Source organism: Flavobacterium sp. NRK1, assembly GCF_024054175.1.
GTDB lineage: Bacteria > Bacteroidota > Bacteroidia > Flavobacteriales > Flavobacteriaceae > Flavobacterium.
This window is the reverse complement of the sequence record NZ_JAMXLA010000001.1, coordinates 1,260,886-1,278,557: the sequence shown is the minus strand read 5'-3', so window position 1 is coordinate 1,278,557 and position 17,672 is coordinate 1,260,886. Positions and strand designations below refer to the sequence as shown.

The window sequence follows — 17,672 nt, the reverse complement described above, 5'->3', positions numbered from 1 at the left end:
TTATTGTCTTTTTTCTTCAAGCTGTATGGTTACAGCCTGTACATCGCCGCCAATAGGAGGGTTAATTTTAGATACTGCCACCATAACAAAAGTTACCATAGGTATCTCTTTAAAAACCCTGTTCATAATACGTTTTGCAACATGTTCAAGTAATTTAGACCGTATAGCCATTTCTTCAGTCACTATTTTATTTAAATGTACATAATCTACTGTATCTTCAAGCTCATCGGTCTCCATAGACCGTTTTAAATCAGCCTTTATTTCAAGGTCTACAGAGTAATCAGATCCTATTTTGCTTTCTTCTACAAGGCAGCCGTGATAAGAAAAAGTACGTATATTTTTAAGTTTAATACTATTCATAGTAAGTTACAAAGTTTAAAGAGCGGCAAAGTTACAAAGTAATTGGGCTTTTAATGCTACAACTTTGGTACTTTGATACTCTGTAACTTTGCTTGTAATTAACTACCTTTGCAATCTTATTTATTTAAAGCTATGTCGACTGAAGAAAGATCACTTAATTTTATTGAGCAGATTATTGAAGAGGATTTAGGAAAAGGTTTTGCAAAAGACAAACTACGTTTTCGTTTTCCTCCGGAACCTAATGGTTACCTGCACATAGGCCATGCGAGTTCTATATGCCTTAATTTTGGATTAGGACTTAGATATAATGCGCCTGTAAACTTACGTTTTGATGATACTAACCCTGCTAAAGAAGAGCAGGAATATGTAGATGCAATTAAAAAAGACGTGGAGTGGTTAGGATACCAATGGGCAGAAGAGCGTTACGCTTCAGACTATTTTCAGGAGCTTTATGACTGGGCTGTTCAGTTTATTAAAAATGGTAAAGCCTATGTAGACAGCCAAAGTAGTGAAGACATGGCTAAACAAAAAGGTACGCCATCTCAACCGGGTACTGATAGTCCATACAGAAACAGGTCTGTAGAAGAAAACCTTGACCTTTTTGAAAGGATGAAAAACGGCGAATTTCCTGAGGGAACTCACGTTTTAAGGGCTAAAATAGATATGGCATCGAGCAATATGCTAATGCGCGATCCGCTTATGTATCGTATATTACACAAGCATCATCACCGTACAGGGGAAGCATGGAAAATATATCCAATGTATGACTGGGCACATGGAGAAAGTGATTATGTAGAAGAGATTTCTCATTCACTTTGTACACTTGAGTTCCTTATGCACAGGGAACTATATGACTGGTTCCTGGACCAGATCTACACGGAAGGAAATGTAAGGCCTAAGCAACGCGAGTTTGCCCGCCGTAACCTAAGCCATACTGTTGTTAGTAAAAGAAAACTTTTACAATTGGTGCAGGAAGGGCATGTTAAAGGTTGGGATGACCCAAGGATGTCTACAATATCCGGTATGAGAAGAAGGGGTTATACACCGGCTTCCATACGCAATTTTGCAGACACTATTGGTATTGCTAAGCGCACAAACTTAATAGATGTTTCATTATTAGAGTTTTGCGTAAGAGAAGATCTTAATAAGACTGCTCCCCGCGTTATGGCTGTTTTAGATCCTGTTAAGCTTGTTATTACTAATTATCCGGAAGGAAAAGAAGAATGGCTTGAAGCGGAAAATAATCCTGAAGATGAAACTGCAGGATTTAGAGAAATACCTTTTTCAAGAGAACTTTATATTGAAAGAGAAGACTTTATGGAAAGTGCCAACAGTAAATATTTCCGTTTAACTCTTGGTAAAGAAGTAAGGCTTAAAAATGCATATATTATAAAAGGGGAGAGCGTTGTAAAAGATGCTGACGGCAATATTACCGAAATTCACTGCACGTATGATACTGATAGTAAGAGTGGTAGTGGTACAGAAGCAAGTTTGCGAAAAATAAAAGGTACAATTCACTGGGTTTCTATACCACATGCAATTGAAGCCGAAGTGAGAATATACGACCGTTTATTTACTCACGAAGCTCCTGATGCAGATAAAGATATTGATTTTAAAGAGTATATAAATCCAAAATCGCTTGAAATTATAAAAGGCTATCTGGAGCCAAGCCTTAAAAGTGCAGAAGCCGGAGAGCGTTACCAATTTCAGAGGTTAGGCTATTTTTGTGTTGACCCGGATACCAATGCCGAAAAAATAGTTTTTAACAAAACTGTTGGTCTTAGAGATACCTGGGCTAAACTTGAGAGCAAAGAATAATTATATCAGTTTTATTTATAGAAGCTCCTGATTTATCAGGAGCTTTTTTATTATTTATATATCTTATCAATTAAAATAATAGAATAAGGTTTTTTTATTAAAAGTAACCTCTTAAAAATGATTGTAAGCTATTATTTTTTATAGCAAAGGTGTTCTTACATTTACTCAGTAAAACTGCGTGAAATCAGCTTATTTTAATTTTTACATAGTTTGGCTTTCAATTAACGGCATATTAACATCCTACAAATGTTAAAGTGGGTATCTTTATGCTATTAATCAAAAAAAAATTATATTATGGCTGGTAAATCAGGAACAGTAGTAGCGGTACTTGCGGGTGCAGCAATTGGAGCGGCAATAGGAATTTTATTTGCACCGGATGAAGGCGCAAAAACCAGAAAAAAAATTAAAGAAGGTGTTGGCGCCAAAAAAGATGAACTTGCAGATAAACTTCATGAACTTACCGAAACGGTTAAAGGAAAATTTGGTGTAGCTAAAAAAGATCTTGAAAGTTCTTTAGATAATCTTGTTAGCAATGTAGAGCATAAAACAGAAGATGTAATCTCTATGCTTGAAAAAAAACTGGAAGAGCTGAAAAACGATTCAAAGTCTAAAACAGCATCTGCAAAATAATATATTCCTGCTATGGCATTTGAAGAAATAAAAGAGAACGCTGAAGATCTTAAAGAAGAAGCCAGAAAACTTATAGATGCTAATGTAAAGTACTATAAGCTCTGGGGATTTAAGATATTAATGAAATCTACCACCATGATGCTGAAGTTATTTCTTCTGGCTGTCATGCTGATGATTGTTACGGTATTTTTTTCAATTGCCCTTGCAATAGGTATAGGCTATTGGCTTGATAATATGGCTTATGGTTTTCTTATTGTAGGTTTTATTTATCTTATCCTTGCTATTGTAGTATTCTATGTTCAGGATAAGCTGGTTGAAGGCCCTATGCTTTCAAGATTTTCAAGGATTTTTTTAAAGAAATACTAAATTGCAATGAAACTGAAAGTGTATAATTCTTACGACGAGATAAACCGTGACCTTGAAATACTTAAGGTAGAAAAAGACCTTGCCTATGCTAAATTTAAAAGGAGTTTAGACGAAACCAAGGATAGCCTGCAGCCTATGAATATGATAGGAGATACTCCTAAAAAAGTATTACACGTTTTAGGATCACTCTCCGGGCCGATAAAGAGCGCTGCGCTAACCTGGATTTTTAAAAAGATATTTTAAAAGAAAAAGCTACCAATTTGGTAGCTTTTTCTTTTTAATTCGCAAGTTCTTCTTTCATCATTTTATTTATATGATCTGCATAGCTATATCTTAGTATTGTATCTTTTTTATAAAGGGTTGCAAAGTCTTTTCCTTTAGCTTTTACAACTGAATCTCCAACTGATATAGTTTTCCAAAATTCTTTTCCGGGTTCGGCAACAGTATTACTCTTTAGGATAATTTTTGATGAAGGATATTTTCCGGATTTATCAATGAATTTTTTTATAACAATTCCATTATAGTTTTCTTGTATGCGTTCTTCCAACATTTCTTTAAAGAAGTCTTCATCAATTCCATATTTAGAATTAATGTAAAAATAGGGTACGGCAATCATTACAACTATTAAAGCAGGGTACAGCAATTTCTTCATTACAATTTAGAATTTTTACAAAGGTAGATATTCGATGATCTTATTTAAATAAAATAACTGATAGATAGAAAGCTTTTTTTAATCTACGTACTGAACTTTAGTAGAGAATGCTTTCTTTAGTATATTGCGGTACTTAATAAATGTTATGAAGTTTTCAGGTAAAATTATAGTATTGTTTTTAATTGCATTGGCGCTTTTTATTATATTTTATCCTAGAAATTATAGTTCTGACTTTAAAGGACATTGGTCGGTTAACAGAATGATTATTAATGAAAATGAAAAGCTTTTTAGAGGTTCTGTCCATTTTTATGACAACTCTATTGCTGTTAATGAATATAATTTCATTAATAGCAGTAATTATTCATTTAGGATTATTAACAATGACAGCATAATTATTTGTTGTAAGAAAGATAAAAGCCTTATAAAAGATAGTCTTTATTCAGATTCGGAAGATGCAAATTTAGAAGGTAATTATAAAATAAAGCTATATAACAAAATTATTGGTGGTGGGAAAAATGCATATTATGAAAGGCGTTTTAATTTGATATCCAAAGATAAATCTATTTATATGTTTAAAAATGAACCTGTTAATTGGCAGGTGGGCATACCAAGAGGACGTCCTTAAAAAAGAAAATCCCGCTCATAAGGCGGGATTTCTTGTTTTTATTCTGATTTTGTATCGTTATTATCATTTTCAGGATCATACTCTTCCTGCGAGCGGTAATCATCTTTTTTTGTTTTCCTTTTCTCAATTTCCCTTTTTAGGTTTCCTTTTTTGATTGACTCGCCAACCTGGTTAGATGCCGCAAATGATGCTACCATGTTATTTAGCATATCGCTGCCTGCCTGTGGAGAATTTGGCAACAGTATAAGGTTGGAATTAGTATCAGATCCTATAGATTGAAGTGTATCATAATGCTGGGTAACAACAATTAGGGCAGATGCTTCTTGTGAATTAATGCCTACTTCATTAAGGACATTTACACTTTCTACAAGTCCTCTTGCAATTTCACGACGCTGGTCAGCAATACCCTGTCCCTGTAACCTTTTGCTTTCTGCTTCTGCTTTTGCTTTGGCTACAATTCTTATTCTTTGTGCTTCTGCTTCATATTCGGCAGCCGATTTTTCCCTGTCGGCAGCATTAATACGGTTCATGGCATTTTTTACCTGAATATCCGGGTCAATATCAGTTATAAGTGTATTTATAATATCATAACCATAGGTAGTCATTGCTTCATTAAGTTCTCTTTTAACAGCAATTGCAATATCATCTTTACGTTCAAAAACATCATCAAGCTTAAGTTTAGGAACTTCTGCACGCACAACGTCAAAAACATACGATGTTATCTGGTCATGGGGAAATTGTAGTTTATAAAAAGCTTCATATACTTTTTCCTGTATTACAACAAACTGTACAGAAACCTTCATTTTTACAAAAACATTCTCCTTGGTTTTTGTTTCAATAATTACATCAAGCTGCTGTATTTTAAGATTTATTCTTCCGGCAATTTTGTCAATAATAGGGATTTTAAGCTGAAGCCCTGCATGGCGTATGCTTAGGTATTTACCAAAACGTTCTACAATTACAGCTGTTTGCTGTTTAACAGTAAAGAACGAAGAAAGAAAGATAAGTAACCCGAAAAAGAGGATTACATATAAAAAAACATTTTCCATAGTTAAGGTTTTAGATTGATTTGTGGTAAGGTACGATTTTTAGTATAATAAAAAAACCTTCCTAAGCAGGAAGGTTTAGTTGTAAAGTCTCAATAGCTTTTTGTATTCTGTTTTTTGTTTCTTCTTTGCCTATTATGGCAATAATATCAAACAAATGAGGGCCTTTTAGTGAGCCTACAAGGCTTAAACGCAATGGCTGCATAACTTTACCCATACCAATACCGTTTTCTTCCATCCAGGCTTTTACAACGCTTTCTATATTGGCAGAAGTAAAATCTAATATATTTTCCAGTACTTCTGTTAGTTTGGTCATTAACTCTGCTGTTTCAGGCTTCCAGTTTTTAGAAGCTTTTTCATCATAAGCTGTTGGCGCTGTAAAGAAGAAATCACTTAAATCCCAAAGTTCATTAGCAAAGTTAGCACGCTCTTTAACCAGGCCTACAACCTCCGTAACAACTTCAATAGGCCTGTTTATGCCTTTTTCAAGCAGTACATGAGAGAAATCTTTAGCTAAAGTTTCATTATCCTGTCTTCCAAAATATTGGTGATTGAACCATTTGTTTTTCTCCGGGTCAAATTTAGCACCTGCTTTATGTACCCTTTCAAGATCAAATAATTGTACAAGCTCATCAAGTGTAAATAGTTCCTGATCTGTACCCGGGTTCCATCCTAAAAGAGCAAGGAAATTAACAACGGCCTCAGGTAAAAAGCCTTTTTCCCTATATCCGGAAGATATAGTTCCATCAGGATTTTTCCATTCAAGAGGGAAAACAGGGAAACCAAGTTTGTCGCCATCTCTTTTAGAAAGCTTACCGTTACCAACAGGTTTAAGTATTAGTGGTAAATGTGCAAAGAGGGGTGCTTCCCAACCAAAAGCTCTGTATAAAAGTTCGTGTAGGGGTAGGGAAGGCAGCCATTCTTCACCACGTATAACATGGCTGGTTTCCATTAAATGGTCATCAACTATGTTGGCCAAGTGATAAGTAGGCATACCATCGCTTTTAAATAAAACTTTATCATCAAGCAGATTAGTTTCAAATTTTATATCACCACGAATAATATCTTTTAAATGCAGTGTTTCATCTACCGGAGTTTTGAATCGGATAACATAATCCTCTCCGTTTTCAATTCTCTTTTGCACTTCTTCTTCAGAAAGCCTTAAAGAGGTTTCTAATGTTTCACGGTTGGTATGGTTATATATAAAAGTTTTTCCTTCAGCTTCGGCAGCAGCTCTTAAATCATCAAGAGTTTCAGTAGTATCAAATGCATAATATGCCCAACCGTTTTCAATTAGGTTAAGTGCATATTGTTTGTACATGTTTTTTCTTTCACTCTGGCGGTAAGGTCCAAATTTACCTTCTTTGCCTACGCCTTCGTCAAAGGGAATCCCACACCAGTTAAGCGCTTCAATAATATATTCTTCTGCACCTTCTACGTAGCGGTTTTGGTCAGTATCTTCTATACGTAAATAGAAAACACCTCCATGTTTTTTGGCAAATAAATAATTAAATAGGGCTGTCCTTACACCACCTATGTGTAAAGGTCCTGTAGGGCTTGGTGCAAAACGCACGCGAACTTGCTTAGACATTGTTACTTAAATTTTAAGCTGCAAAGATACAATTATGTAATTTCCTTGACAGATAAATTGAGTGTTGAATTTTAACCTGACGCTAAGTTATTAACAACAAGATGCTATATATACTGATAACCCACTATATAAATGGATTTTTAACGTTTATTAGTTCGCGGGAATTTGTATTTTTATCGGTTATTAACAATTCTATATATTTTGGAAGCAAAAAATGTTATTTATTCCAAGCTGGAAGCCTTTATAAAAAAGTATTATACCAACGAACTTTTACGTGGAACATTATTTTTTATTGGGCTGGGACTGCTGTATTTTATATTCACGCTGTTGGTAGAGTATTTTCTTTGGCTGCCATCAGCAGGAAGAATTACTTTGTTCTGGCTTTTTATTGCGGTAGAGATTTTCCTGTTGTTCAGGTTTATTCTGTTTCCGGTATTTAAATTGTTCAAACTGCAAAAGGGTATAGATTATCGCCAGGCTTCTGATATAATCGGAACGCATTTCGCTGAGATAAATGACAAGCTTACAAATTTTCTTCAGTTATCATCACAAGACGATCGGTCAGAATTATTAGTTGCATCTATAGAGCAGAAGGCAAACAACCTTCAGCCTATACCATTTACAAATGCTGTTAATTTTAAAAAGAATATTAAATACATTCCGTATGCAGCTATACCGGTCCTGCTGATTTTATTTTTTATGATGAGCGGTAATACTTCTGTATTTACACAAAGTTTAGATAGGGTAGTGCATTACAGCAAGCATTATGCACCACCTGCACCTTTTGAATTTGTAATAATCAACAATTCTTTAACTGCGCAGCAGGATACTGATTTTATTCTGGAAGTTAAAACGGCAGGTTCTGTAGTTCCTGAAAATGCCATGATAACAATTGGCAGTGAAAACTATTATCTTGAAAATGTTAAGCCGGGAGTTTTTCAATACCGGTTTGAAAAGCCCGCAAAAAATATTGAATTTAACCTTTCTGCAAATAACGTAATCTCGCAGCCTTATGAACTAAATGTTGTAGCCGTACCTGCTATTGCCAATTTTGAAATGGTATTAAATTTTCCAACATATCTTGGTAAAAAGCCGGAGACTATTAGTGGTACTGGTAATGCTGTAGTACCTGAAGGAACAAAAGTGACCTGGAAAGTTGATGCTCTTGCAACTACTGCTATTGAGTGGGTTGGTGAAGGACAGACCTATACGTTTACAAATGATGAAGATTCCTTTTCATTATCTAAAAATATATTACATAATACAGAATATCAGATATTTACTTCAAATAATAAGGTAAAACATCACGAAAAACTGCAATATCAGCTTACAACTGTAAAAGATCAGTATCCTACCATCAATGTTGCAGCAGCTCCGGACAGTTTAAAGCTTGAGAGGGATATTGTTTTGGGTCAGCTGTCAGACGATTATGGTTTAACTAAACTTCAGATTGTTTACTATCCACAGGATAATCCTGAAGTTGCCAAACGTGGAACATTACCTGTGAAGAGAGAAGTTTATGATAGATTCTATTATACTTTCCCTGATGGGCTGTCCGTAAAAGAAGGTATTAATTACGAGTATTATTTTGAAGTTTTTGATAATGATGCTGTACATAATTATAAGAGTTCAAAATCGTCTGTATTTTCTCATAGAGAACTAACGGATGATGAAAAACGTCAGGAAGCATTGCAGGAACAAAACAGCAATATTAATAGTCTTGAAAAATCAATTAAGAATCAGGATAAGCAATTAAGTGAACTTGATAAGCTGCAAAAGATGGGTAAGGAGAAAGACAACCTTGATTTTAAAGACCAGAAAAAGATTCAGGATTTCATTAATCGTCAAAAGCAACAGGACGAAATGATGAAAGAATTCTCTAAAAAATTAGAGGAGAATCTTGATAAATTTAATCCGGAAAAGAAAGATGAGTTTAAAGAAGAACTTAAAAAACGTTTAGAAAAGAATGAAAAAGAAGCTGAAAAAAATCAGAAGCTTCTTGAAGAACTCAGAAAACTTGCCGATAAATTAGAGAAAGAAGAACTGTTTGATAAAGTAGATCAGCTAAAGAAAAACAGTAAAAATCAGGCTAAGAATTTAGAACAGCTTGTTGAGCTTACTAAGCGTTTTTATGTAGAAAAGAAGGCTGAGCAAATTGCGGATAAATTAAATGACCTTGGTGATAAACAAGAGAAGCTTTCTGAAAGCGAAAAGAATTCTGCTGAAAAGCAGGATGAGATACAAAAGGAATTTGATAAGATACAGGAAGAGCTTCGCGAACTGGAAAAGGAAAATGAAGAACTTAAAAAACCAATGGATATTCCTGCGGATAAGAATGAGGAAAAGAGTGTTGAAGATGATATGCAGAAAGCATCTGATGAATTAAAAAAACAAAATAAAGACAGTAAACAAAACGCTAAGCCAAGACAAAAATCTGCCGGTAAAAAGATGAAAGAAATGGGAGGTAAGATGATGGAAATGATGATGAGCGGCGATATGGAGCAAATGGAAGAAGATGTTAAAATGCTGCGCCAGATTCTGGATAATCTTTTAGCATATTCATTTTCTCAGGAAGATGTAATGGGTAAGTTTAAAGGAAGTACATCTCATTCTTCTTTATTTAGTAAAAACCTTAAAAAACAGCAGGATCTTAAACAACAGTTCAGGCATGTTGATGATAGTATTTTTGCTATGTCTTTGCGTAATCCTAAAATAACTGAAGAGATAACTGCAGAGGTTGGTAATGTGCATTATTATATTGATAAAGCCATTACAGATCTTGCAGACAATATTGTTCCCCGTGGTGTGTCCAACCAGCAATATGCTATAACATCGGCCAATAAACTGGCAGATTTTTTAAGTGATGCATTAAACAATATGCAGATGGAAATGATGGGTTCAGGTACAGGAAGCCCTAAACCGGGCAGGACCGGCAAAGGTGAAATGCAATTGCCTGATATTATACAAAAGCAGGAGCAGCTTGCCCAGAAAATGAAAGAAGGAAAAGAAGGAAAAAGTGGTAAAAAAGGTGAAGGAAAAGAAGGCGAACCACAACCCGGAGGTAATCAAAAGGGGCTGAATAAAGGAGAAGGAGAAGGTGACGACGGAGATAAAGAAGGTGATGCGGGTGAGCTATTTGAAATTTATAAGGAACAGCAGCAACTACGTGAAGCTTTACAAAAAGAGTTGGAAAAGCAGGGTATGGGCGGTAATGGCCAGAATGCAATGCGCCAGATGAAGGAGATAGAAAAGCAATTGCTTAATAAAGGTTTTAAGGGGGATGCAATGCAAAAAATGCAGAATTTAAAACATGAATTATTAAAACTTGATAAAGCCATACGCCAGCAGGGTGAAGAGAATAAAAGGCAATCTCAAACCAATACTAAAGAATACAACAACAACGCTAACCGTATTCCTGAGGCATTGAAAGATTATTTAAATAGCGTAGAAATATTAAACAGACAAAGCTTACCTTTGCGCCCATATTTTAATCAAAAGGTGCAAACCTATTTTAGAAAAGATGATTAGTTTTAATTACGAAACCCAATTTGTACTTCAGGATGAAGCTAAACATGAAGAGTGGATTAGCCGCGTTATAGAATCTGAAGATAAAACAGAAGGTGAGATCAATTACATTTTTTGTGATGATGAGTATCTTTTAAAAATGAATGAAGAATTTCTAGATCATGATACGCTTACTGACATTATCAGTTTTGATTATACAATGGGTAATCTTTTAAGTGGTGATATCTTTATTTCTATAGAAAGAGTTAAAGATAATGCTGTAGATTTTAACGTGCCTTTTGAAGATGAACTTAAAAGGGTTATGGCACACGGTATTTTACACTACTGTGGTTATAAAGATAAAACTGAAGCAGACTCAGCTATTATGAGATATAAAGAGGATGAAAAAACAGCCCTGTTCCACGTGGAACAATAGAGCTAAACATCTATATATTTTAAAACGTTCCACGTGGAACGTTTAAGGAAAATTGTCAAATTAATTGGGTTCCACGTGGAACGTAATGCTTGGCAAAAAAATTTTATAAAGCAAATTTTTAAAGTTCCACGTGGAACAAAGGAGATAATAAAATGTTTAACGAGGTATATGATGTGATTGTAGTGGGTGCCGGGCATGCAGGTTCTGAAGCTGCGGCGGCTGCCGCTAATATGGGTTCGAAAACACTGCTCGTTACAATGAGCTTGCAAAACATTGCGCAAATGTCATGTAATCCTGCAATGGGAGGTATCGCAAAAGGACAGATTGTGCGTGAAATTGATGCGCTTGGAGGGTATTCAGGAATAGTGTCTGACAAGACAGCTATACAGTTCAAGATGCTTAATAAGTCAAAAGGGCCTGCAATGTGGAGTCCACGTGTACAGAGTGACCGTATGCGTTTTGCTGAAGAATGGAGATTGATGCTTGAGCGTACACCTAATCTGGATTTTTATCAGGAAATGGTGTCGGGTGTTATTATTGAAGATGGTAAAATAAAAGGGATAAGAACGTCTCTTGGTTTAGAAATTAAAGCGAAGTCTGTTGTACTTACCAATGGTACATTTTTGAATGGATTAATTCATATTGGCGAAAAACAATTTGGTGGAGGAAGGGCAGGAGAAGGTGCTGCATATGGTATAACGGAAGATTTAGTTCGTGCTGGTTTTTCTTCGGGAAGAATGAAAACGGGAACACCGCCACGTGTTGACGGACGGTCTTTAGACTATTCAAAAATGTTGGAACAGCCCGGTGATGTTAACCCTGATAAGTTTTCATATATGGATGTTACCCAGTCGCTGAAACATCAGCGTTCTTGTTATATGACTTACACTTCAGAGTTGGTTCATGATCTGCTTCGTGAAGGTTTTGATCGTTCGCCAATGTTTAACGGACGCATTAAAAGCCTTGGGCCACGTTACTGTCCATCTATTGAAGATAAGATTAACCGTTTTGCAGATAAAGACCGCCATCAGCTTTTTGTTGAGCCTGAGGGGTGGGATACTGTAGAAGTATATGTAAATGGATTTTCAACCTCCCTTCCGGAGGATGTTCAGTTTAAAGCATTGCGTAGTGTAGCAGGTTTTGAAAACGTGAAATTCTTCCGTCCGGGTTATGCTATAGAATATGATTATTTCCCGCCAACACAGTTAAAGCATACGCTTGAAACTAAGTTGGTAGAAGGATTATATTTTGCAGGACAAATAAACGGAACTACAGGTTATGAAGAAGCTGCTTCGCAAGGGTTAATGGCTGGCATTAATGCGCACCTTAAAGTGCATGATAAAGATCCGTTTATTTTAAAACGTAATGAAGCGTATATAGGAGTGCTTATTGATGATCTAATTACTAAAGGTACAGAAGAACCTTATAGAATGTTTACCTCAAGAGCTGAATACAGAACGTTGCTTCGTCAGGATAATGCTGATTTCAGGCTTACACCGTTATCTTATGAAATAGGTTTAGCAAAAGAAGACCGTTTGAGAAGGATGGAACAGAAAAGAGACAAAAGTGAAGCTTTTGTAAATTTCTTTAAAGAGACAAGCGTGACAGTTGCTGAAGCTAATCCAATTCTTGAAGAAAAAGGATCAGCGCCAATTTCTCAGCCGGATAAAATGTTTAAAATATTTTCAAGGCCTCAAATAGACCTTGAAGATATTGTAAGGTTTGAAAAAGTGAAAGATTATATTAACGAACATGATCTTGATAGAGAAGTAGTAGAGCAGGCAGAAATTCAGGTAAAATATTCCGGATATATAGAAAAGGAAAAGAATAACGCTGATAAACTTAACAGGTTAGAAGATGTAAAAATTCCTGCTAACTTTGATTATGATAAAATAAAGTCGCTTTCGTATGAAGCGCGCGAAAAAATGAAAAAAATCAGGCCGGTAACAATTTCTCAGGCTTCGCGTATAAGTGGAGTATCTCCGAGTGATGTTTCTGTGCTATTAATACATATGGGGCGATAATGGCAATGTTTCACGTGGAACGATTTTTTAAAACCCTTTTTATAAAAGGGTTTTTTGTGTTTTTTATAGCCATTTTGTTTACAAGCTGTATAACACCAAGGCATACTGTTGAAATTGACGATTATTTGTTGTTAGAAAATGGAAAAGAGATTTTAGGCCATGATGAAGGCCTTATTTGCTTCTTTTTTGAAAATAATCAGAGAAAAGAGCCTTTTCAGCAATTTTTAATGAATAAATATAAATTGGGTAACTCGGAAGAAGTAACTTATAATATTTCATTAGAAGGACATCAATTTACAGTGTTTTTTTATAGTTATGATGAATTAGTAAAATATTTCGACCTTTCACAATACATGGTAAGCAATGTTGAAACTGAAGTTAACAGAATAGGGTCGTCGGGGAATTTTCTTGGCATTTCTGTTATTGATGAATATAACAATGATTGTTTATCTGCTGAGTCACTTTATCAAAACCTGGTAATCAAATATCTTAAAGATTTAAAATTCGAATACAATAATTATTAATGGACTTTTCTAAAAACAATGTTTACCTTACGGTTAAAGATTATTCTGTATCGGGTGAAGAATTTCAGCTTTTGCTTGATGAGCAGCTACAATTGCTTAAAACACATCCTCAGCCAGCTCCCGAAAAACTGGGCAGCTATTATGAAAGTGATGATTATATTTCGCATACCGATGGTAAACGCTCCATATTTGAAAAGCTCTATCATACGGTAAAGCAAAAGGCACTAAGAGATAAAATCAATTTAATACAACAATTTCAGCCGAAGAAAGGTAAAATTCTTGATATTGGAGCCGGAACGGGTGATTTTTTGGTTATTGCAGCAAAAAATGACTGGAAAACAGTTGGATTAGAGCCAAGTGCTAAAGCAAAAGCTATAGCGCAATCTAAAGGTGTTGATTTTGTACAAGCACTTTCTGAAATGCAGGATCAGTCTGTTGATGTTATAACCATGTGGCATGTACTGGAACATGTGCCGGATGTAGAAGCCCAAATTACCGAGCTTAAAAGAATTGTTAAACCCGATGGTGTAATAATTATTGCTGTGCCTAACTTTAAATCTTACGATGCGCAATATTATGGAAAGCATTGGGCAGCATATGATGTGCCAAGACATTTGTGGCATTTTTCTAAAACAGCTATAAAAATGCTTTTTGAAAAAAAGCAGATGGAGCTTATAAAAATTATGCCTATGAAATTTGACAGTTTTTATGTTAGCCTGTTATCTGAAAAATATAAAACTGGCAAAATGAGTTTTGTAAAAGGTTTTTTAACCGGATTACGTTCAAATTTAAAAGCAGCACGGAATTCAGAGTATTCTTCACATATTTATATATTAAAACATGCCAAAAATTAAATAAAAGCTTCAAATTAAATTTTTTTAAGCTTAAATAAGGATTTATACCAAAGATTTCTAAAAACTCAGCAGGAGGCTTTATTTTAAGCCGACTTTAATTGAAAAATTCTATACGTTATATTGTCCTTAATAAATCTTATTTATACATTAATTTTTTTTCAAAAAATCACTTTTTTTGGTACTTAACAACTAATTATTACTTTTACGAAAATTTTTAAAAAATAATTCTAAAATCAGGAAATGAAAAAATCACTTTTGATAATCGGTTTTGCCCTTGCGGTAATTTCATGCAATAAAGAAGCTGGCTCTAATGCAGCAGGCCTCAAGACAGCTTATGTAGATACAAATAAAATTGTTCAGGATCTTGACGAGTATAAAGAACTTGAATCGCAAAACAAAACTAAAAGAGAAGTGATGGCACAGGAATTACAGGCAAAAGCACATCAGTTTGATCTTGACAGAGCGAGTTTTCCTGAAGAAGCTAAAGCAAAGGGTATGCAGTGGGCGCAATTAAGACAGCAGGAATTACAGGAAAGAGGGCAGAAACTGCAAATGACTCAAGAAGCTATGCTTAAACAGCTTGAAGAAGAATTTGGTCCAAAACAGGATACACTTATTAGTAAGATCAAGAAGTTTGTTACTGATTACGGTAAGAAAAACGGATATGATTACATTTATGGTTCTGGCGATGTAGTAAGCATTATGTATGCTAAAGAAGGATATAATATTACAGATAAAATAACTAAAGAACTGAATGACAAGTATAAAGGTTCAGCTAAAACTACTGAAACAGTAAATGAAGAGCCTGCAAAAGAAGAAAAGAAATAATTTTTTTACTTTTAAATATATAATGCTTCCCTTGCGGAAGCATTTTTTTTGCACATTATTGTGTTCAAAAATCCGTAATTTTCGGCACTTCAATTTATACGCCTCATGGAAAATCTCTCTACAGCAGCTTCTTATGCATTACGCTTTATAAACCAGACAAATAGGTCTGTTTTCCTTACCGGTAAGGCGGGTACAGGGAAGACTACTTTGCTGAGGGAAATAATCCGTACAACGCATAAAAATGTTGTGGTTGTAGCCCCAACAGGCATAGCTGCGCTAAATGCAGGAGGTGTTACTATACATTCTATGTTTCAATTGCCCTTTTCAGGGTTTATACCAGATCATAATCAGCCACCTCAATTCTCTGATTTTGTGAAGTTTGAAACTAAAGATACACTTCGCCGCCATTTCCGTATGCGTGCCGATAAGCAGTCGGTTATCAACAATCTTGAACTTTTGGTTATAGATGAAGTGAGTATGCTTCGAGCTGATCTTCTGGATGCTATGGATTTTATGCTTAGAAGTGTACGTAAGAAAAATCTTCCGTTTGGAGGTGTGCAGGTTCTATACATTGGCGATTTGCTGCAACTGCCACCGGTAGTAAAAAATGAAGAATGGGAGGTATTGCGAAATTATTACAGGGGTAAATTCTTTTTTCATTCTCATGTAGTACACCAGGACCCGCCATTATATATTGAGCTGGATAAAATTTACAGGCAAACGGATTCGGTATTTATAGATGTACTTAACAATTTGAGGAACAATGTAATAACAGAAAAAGATCTTAAAGTTTTAAACACTTTTGTTCAGCCTGATTTTGACTCTACCAAACATACCGGCTATATAACGCTTACTACCCATAATGCGAAGGCGGATGCCATGAATGCTACTTCATTGGAAGAGCTTGACGAAAAGCAGTTTACCTACCATCCGGAAATTGTAGGTGATTTTCCGGATAAGATATACCCGGTTGAACAGGAACTTAAATTAAAGGTAGGGGCACAAGTAATGTTTATTAAAAACGACCTTTCGCCCGAGAAGAAATATTTTAATGGAAAAATCGGCGTAATTAAATCATTATCAGATGAAGAGATACTTGTATATTTTCCTGAAGAAGACGAAACAATAGAGGCAACCAAGTACGAATGGCAAAATGTGCGCTATTATGTTGACGACGTTACCAAAGAGATAAAAGAAGATGTTTTAGGAACTTTTGTGCATTATCCCCTAAAACTGGCATGGGCTATAACGGTACACAAGAGCCAGGGACTTACTTTTGACAAAGCTGTGCTTGATGTATCGCAGGTTTTTATGCCCGGACAGGCATATGTTGCCCTTTCACGTTTGCGTTCATTAGAAGGGCTTATTTTGCTATCTCCGATACGTATGAATGGTATTTCAAGCGATGCCGATGTTATAGGTTACTCGTCAGGCAGAGCAGAAGAAGGCGAATTGGAAAATTCTTTAAAGCAGGAAACAGAACGATTTATTGCTAACTTTCTTAAAAACAGCTTTGAATGGGCAGATTTAGCTACCGAATGGCAAAGGCACAAAATGAGCTATTTGCAGGAAGGCGATAAAGCTTTAAAAGCAAAATACAGGGAATGGGCTAATAGGCAGGAAAATAATATTCATGGCTTGCTGGATGCTTCAAAAAAATTTATTGCACAACTTGACCGGCTTTTTAGGCAGCCTGATATTGATATGGTTTTTGTAGCAGAAAGAGTAACAGCAGCTTATAATTATTTTTTCCCGGCAATGGATCGTCTGGCTTCAGGACTTCTGGAAAAAATGGAAGAGGTAAAACGCATTAGAAAAGCGAAAAGTTTTTATGAAGAACTTGCTGAAATGGAAGAAATGCAGACAGCAGCAGTTATAAGGCTTATGAAATCTAAACTGCTTATGGAGATTGTTAATGAAGGAAAACCCATAAGCAGGGAGCATTTGATTTCGCCTGAAATTCAATCGTATAAGTCTAAAAAAATTGAAGCATTTCGCGCATTGCTAAGACAAAATCCAAGTACGCTGCTTGAAGAGCAGGACGATGATTTTACTATAGAGCGTTATGCACCAAAAAAGAAAAAATCGGCAGAGCCAAAAAAGACTACACTGGAAGAAACGCATGAACTGTGGCAGAAAAAATTATCTATAGCAGACATAGCCCGCACAAGAAAACTTACCGAAACTACTATAATGAGCCATTTTGCGGGCCTTATACAGGCCGGAAAGGTTAGGGTTGAAGATGTATTGCCGCAAGACAGGATAATTGCACTTACAGAAGCTTTTAAAGACTTTGAGGGTGAAGCATTGGGCGGATTAAAAGAAAAGCTTGGTGACGAATTTACCTGGGGTGAACTAAGGCTTTTCAGGGCCAGCCTGCAAAACGACTGATCATAAAAAAGCGAACCAATTTC

General features: G+C 35.5%; 16 protein-coding genes. 12 read left to right on the top strand and 4 right to left on the bottom strand.

All coding sequences use genetic code 11. The annotated features are described in order from the left end of the window. Positions 1 to 360 (bottom strand): dihydroneopterin aldolase, encoded by a 360-nt coding sequence (gene folB, locus NHE85_RS06015; protein ID WP_252810665.1) that lies wholly within the window; start codon positions 358 to 360, stop codon positions 1 to 3. Positions 361 to 492: 132 nt separating this feature from the next. On the opposite strand from folB, the gene NHE85_RS06010 reads away from it, so the two are divergent. From NHE85_RS06010 to NHE85_RS05995, 4 genes are all read left to right on the top strand, one after another. Further along, positions 493 to 2,178 (top strand): glutamine--tRNA ligase/YqeY domain fusion protein, encoded by a 1,686-nt coding sequence (locus NHE85_RS06010; protein ID WP_252810664.1) that lies wholly within the window; start codon positions 493 to 495, stop codon positions 2,176 to 2,178. 294 nt (positions 2,179 to 2,472) lie between these two features. Further along, positions 2,473 to 2,808, top strand: coding sequence for a YtxH domain-containing protein (locus NHE85_RS06005; RefSeq protein WP_252810663.1), 336 nt, complete (start codon positions 2,473 to 2,475; stop codon positions 2,806 to 2,808). Between the two features lie 12 nt (positions 2,809 to 2,820). Next, positions 2,821 to 3,174 carry a competence protein gene (locus tag NHE85_RS06000; protein ID WP_252810661.1) on the top strand — a complete coding sequence of 118 codons (354 nt, stop codon included), beginning with the start codon at positions 2,821 to 2,823 and terminating at the stop codon, positions 3,172 to 3,174. A gap of 6 nt (positions 3,175 to 3,180) precedes the next feature. Further along, a complete protein-coding gene (locus tag NHE85_RS05995) occupies positions 3,181 to 3,417 on the top strand; it encodes a DUF6327 family protein (protein WP_252810659.1) in 237 nt (78 codons plus the stop codon). 34 nt (positions 3,418 to 3,451) lie between these two features. Here the strand turns inward: NHE85_RS05995 and NHE85_RS05990 are convergent, their stop codons facing one another. After that, positions 3,452 to 3,826, bottom strand: coding sequence for a hypothetical protein (locus NHE85_RS05990; protein ID WP_252810657.1), 375 nt, complete (start codon positions 3,824 to 3,826; stop codon positions 3,452 to 3,454). A gap of 145 nt (positions 3,827 to 3,971) precedes the next feature. On the opposite strand from NHE85_RS05990, the gene NHE85_RS05985 reads away from it, so the two are divergent. Then, positions 3,972 to 4,451 carry a hypothetical protein gene (locus NHE85_RS05985; protein WP_252810655.1) on the top strand — a complete coding sequence of 160 codons (480 nt, stop codon included), beginning with the start codon at positions 3,972 to 3,974 and terminating at the stop codon, positions 4,449 to 4,451. A 38-nt stretch (positions 4,452 to 4,489) separates the two neighbouring features. Here the strand turns inward: NHE85_RS05985 and NHE85_RS05980 are convergent, their stop codons facing one another. Together NHE85_RS05980 and gltX are read right to left on the bottom strand one after the other, a co-directional pair. Continuing rightward, on the bottom strand, positions 4,490 to 5,500 hold the full coding sequence (locus NHE85_RS05980; protein ID WP_252810653.1) for an SPFH domain-containing protein: 1,011 nt from the start codon (positions 5,498 to 5,500) through the stop codon (positions 4,490 to 4,492). 61 nt (positions 5,501 to 5,561) lie between these two features. Next, positions 5,562 to 7,088, bottom strand: a complete 1,527-nt coding sequence (gene gltX / locus NHE85_RS05975) for a glutamate--tRNA ligase (RefSeq protein WP_252810651.1) — start codon at positions 7,086 to 7,088, stop codon at positions 5,562 to 5,564. 201 nt (positions 7,089 to 7,289) lie between these two features. Here gltX and NHE85_RS05970 point away from each other — a divergent pair, with 201 nt between their 5' ends. The 7 genes from NHE85_RS05970 (at position 7,290) to NHE85_RS05940 (ending at position 17,649) form a co-directional block, all read left to right on the top strand. Then, positions 7,290 to 10,616, top strand: a complete 3,327-nt coding sequence (locus NHE85_RS05970) for a DUF4175 family protein (RefSeq protein ID WP_252810649.1) — start codon at positions 7,290 to 7,292, stop codon at positions 10,614 to 10,616. Continuing rightward, positions 10,609 to 11,028 carry an rRNA maturation RNase YbeY gene (ybeY, locus tag NHE85_RS05965; protein ID WP_252810647.1) on the top strand — a complete coding sequence of 140 codons (420 nt, stop codon included), beginning with the start codon at positions 10,609 to 10,611 and terminating at the stop codon, positions 11,026 to 11,028. Before NHE85_RS05970 ends, ybeY begins: the two co-directional genes overlap by 8 nt. 152 nt (positions 11,029 to 11,180) lie before the next feature. Continuing rightward, positions 11,181 to 13,052, top strand: a complete 1,872-nt coding sequence (mnmG, locus tag NHE85_RS05960; protein WP_252810637.1) for a tRNA uridine-5-carboxymethylaminomethyl(34) synthesis enzyme MnmG — start codon at positions 11,181 to 11,183, stop codon at positions 13,050 to 13,052. Beyond that, complete coding sequence (locus NHE85_RS05955) at positions 13,052 to 13,576, top strand: hypothetical protein (protein WP_252810635.1); 525 nt, start codon at positions 13,052 to 13,054, stop codon at positions 13,574 to 13,576. The genes mnmG and NHE85_RS05955 overlap by 1 nt, the downstream gene beginning before the upstream one ends. After that, positions 13,576 to 14,430 (top strand): bifunctional 2-polyprenyl-6-hydroxyphenol methylase/3-demethylubiquinol 3-O-methyltransferase UbiG, encoded by an 855-nt coding sequence (locus NHE85_RS05950; RefSeq protein WP_252810633.1) that lies wholly within the window; start codon positions 13,576 to 13,578, stop codon positions 14,428 to 14,430. The genes NHE85_RS05955 and NHE85_RS05950 overlap by 1 nt, the downstream gene beginning before the upstream one ends. A 240-nt stretch (positions 14,431 to 14,670) precedes the next feature. Further along, on the top strand, positions 14,671 to 15,258 hold the full coding sequence (locus NHE85_RS05945; protein ID WP_252810630.1) for an OmpH family outer membrane protein: 588 nt from the start codon (positions 14,671 to 14,673) through the stop codon (positions 15,256 to 15,258). 105 nt (positions 15,259 to 15,363) lie between these two features. After that, the gene (locus NHE85_RS05940) at positions 15,364 to 17,649 is read left to right on the top strand and encodes a helix-turn-helix domain-containing protein (protein ID WP_252810628.1); all 2,286 of its coding nucleotides are present in this window, start codon (positions 15,364 to 15,366) and stop codon (positions 17,647 to 17,649) included. The last annotated feature ends 23 nt before the right edge of the window (positions 17,650 to 17,672 follow it).

Excerpts from the sequence above, each read along its gene's own strand:
- folB (WP_252810665.1), bottom strand. The coding sequence starts at position 360 with ATGAATAGTATTAAACTTAAAAATATACGTACTTTTTCTTATCACGGC.
- NHE85_RS06010 (WP_252810664.1), top strand. The coding sequence starts at position 493 with ATGTCGACTGAAGAAAGATCACTTAATTTTATTGAGCAGATTATTGAA.
- NHE85_RS06005 (WP_252810663.1), top strand. The coding sequence starts at position 2,473 with ATGGCTGGTAAATCAGGAACAGTAGTAGCGGTACTTGCGGGTGCAGCA.
- NHE85_RS06000 (WP_252810661.1), top strand. The coding sequence starts at position 2,821 with ATGGCATTTGAAGAAATAAAAGAGAACGCTGAAGATCTTAAAGAAGAA.
- NHE85_RS05995 (WP_252810659.1), top strand. The coding sequence starts at position 3,181 with ATGAAACTGAAAGTGTATAATTCTTACGACGAGATAAACCGTGACCTT.
- NHE85_RS05990 (WP_252810657.1), bottom strand. The coding sequence starts at position 3,826 with ATGAAGAAATTGCTGTACCCTGCTTTAATAGTTGTAATGATTGCCGTA.
- NHE85_RS05985 (WP_252810655.1), top strand. The coding sequence starts at position 3,972 with ATGAAGTTTTCAGGTAAAATTATAGTATTGTTTTTAATTGCATTGGCG.
- NHE85_RS05980 (WP_252810653.1), bottom strand. The coding sequence starts at position 5,500 with ATGGAAAATGTTTTTTTATATGTAATCCTCTTTTTCGGGTTACTTATC.
- gltX (WP_252810651.1), bottom strand. The coding sequence starts at position 7,088 with ATGTCTAAGCAAGTTCGCGTGCGTTTTGCACCAAGCCCTACAGGACCT.
- ybeY (WP_252810647.1), top strand. The coding sequence starts at position 10,609 with ATGATTAGTTTTAATTACGAAACCCAATTTGTACTTCAGGATGAAGCT.
- mnmG (WP_252810637.1), top strand. The coding sequence starts at position 11,181 with ATGTTTAACGAGGTATATGATGTGATTGTAGTGGGTGCCGGGCATGCA.
- NHE85_RS05955 (WP_252810635.1), top strand. The coding sequence starts at position 13,052 with ATGGCAATGTTTCACGTGGAACGATTTTTTAAAACCCTTTTTATAAAA.
- NHE85_RS05950 (WP_252810633.1), top strand. The coding sequence starts at position 13,576 with ATGGACTTTTCTAAAAACAATGTTTACCTTACGGTTAAAGATTATTCT.
- NHE85_RS05945 (WP_252810630.1), top strand. The coding sequence starts at position 14,671 with ATGAAAAAATCACTTTTGATAATCGGTTTTGCCCTTGCGGTAATTTCA.
- NHE85_RS05940 (WP_252810628.1), top strand. The coding sequence starts at position 15,364 with ATGGAAAATCTCTCTACAGCAGCTTCTTATGCATTACGCTTTATAAAC.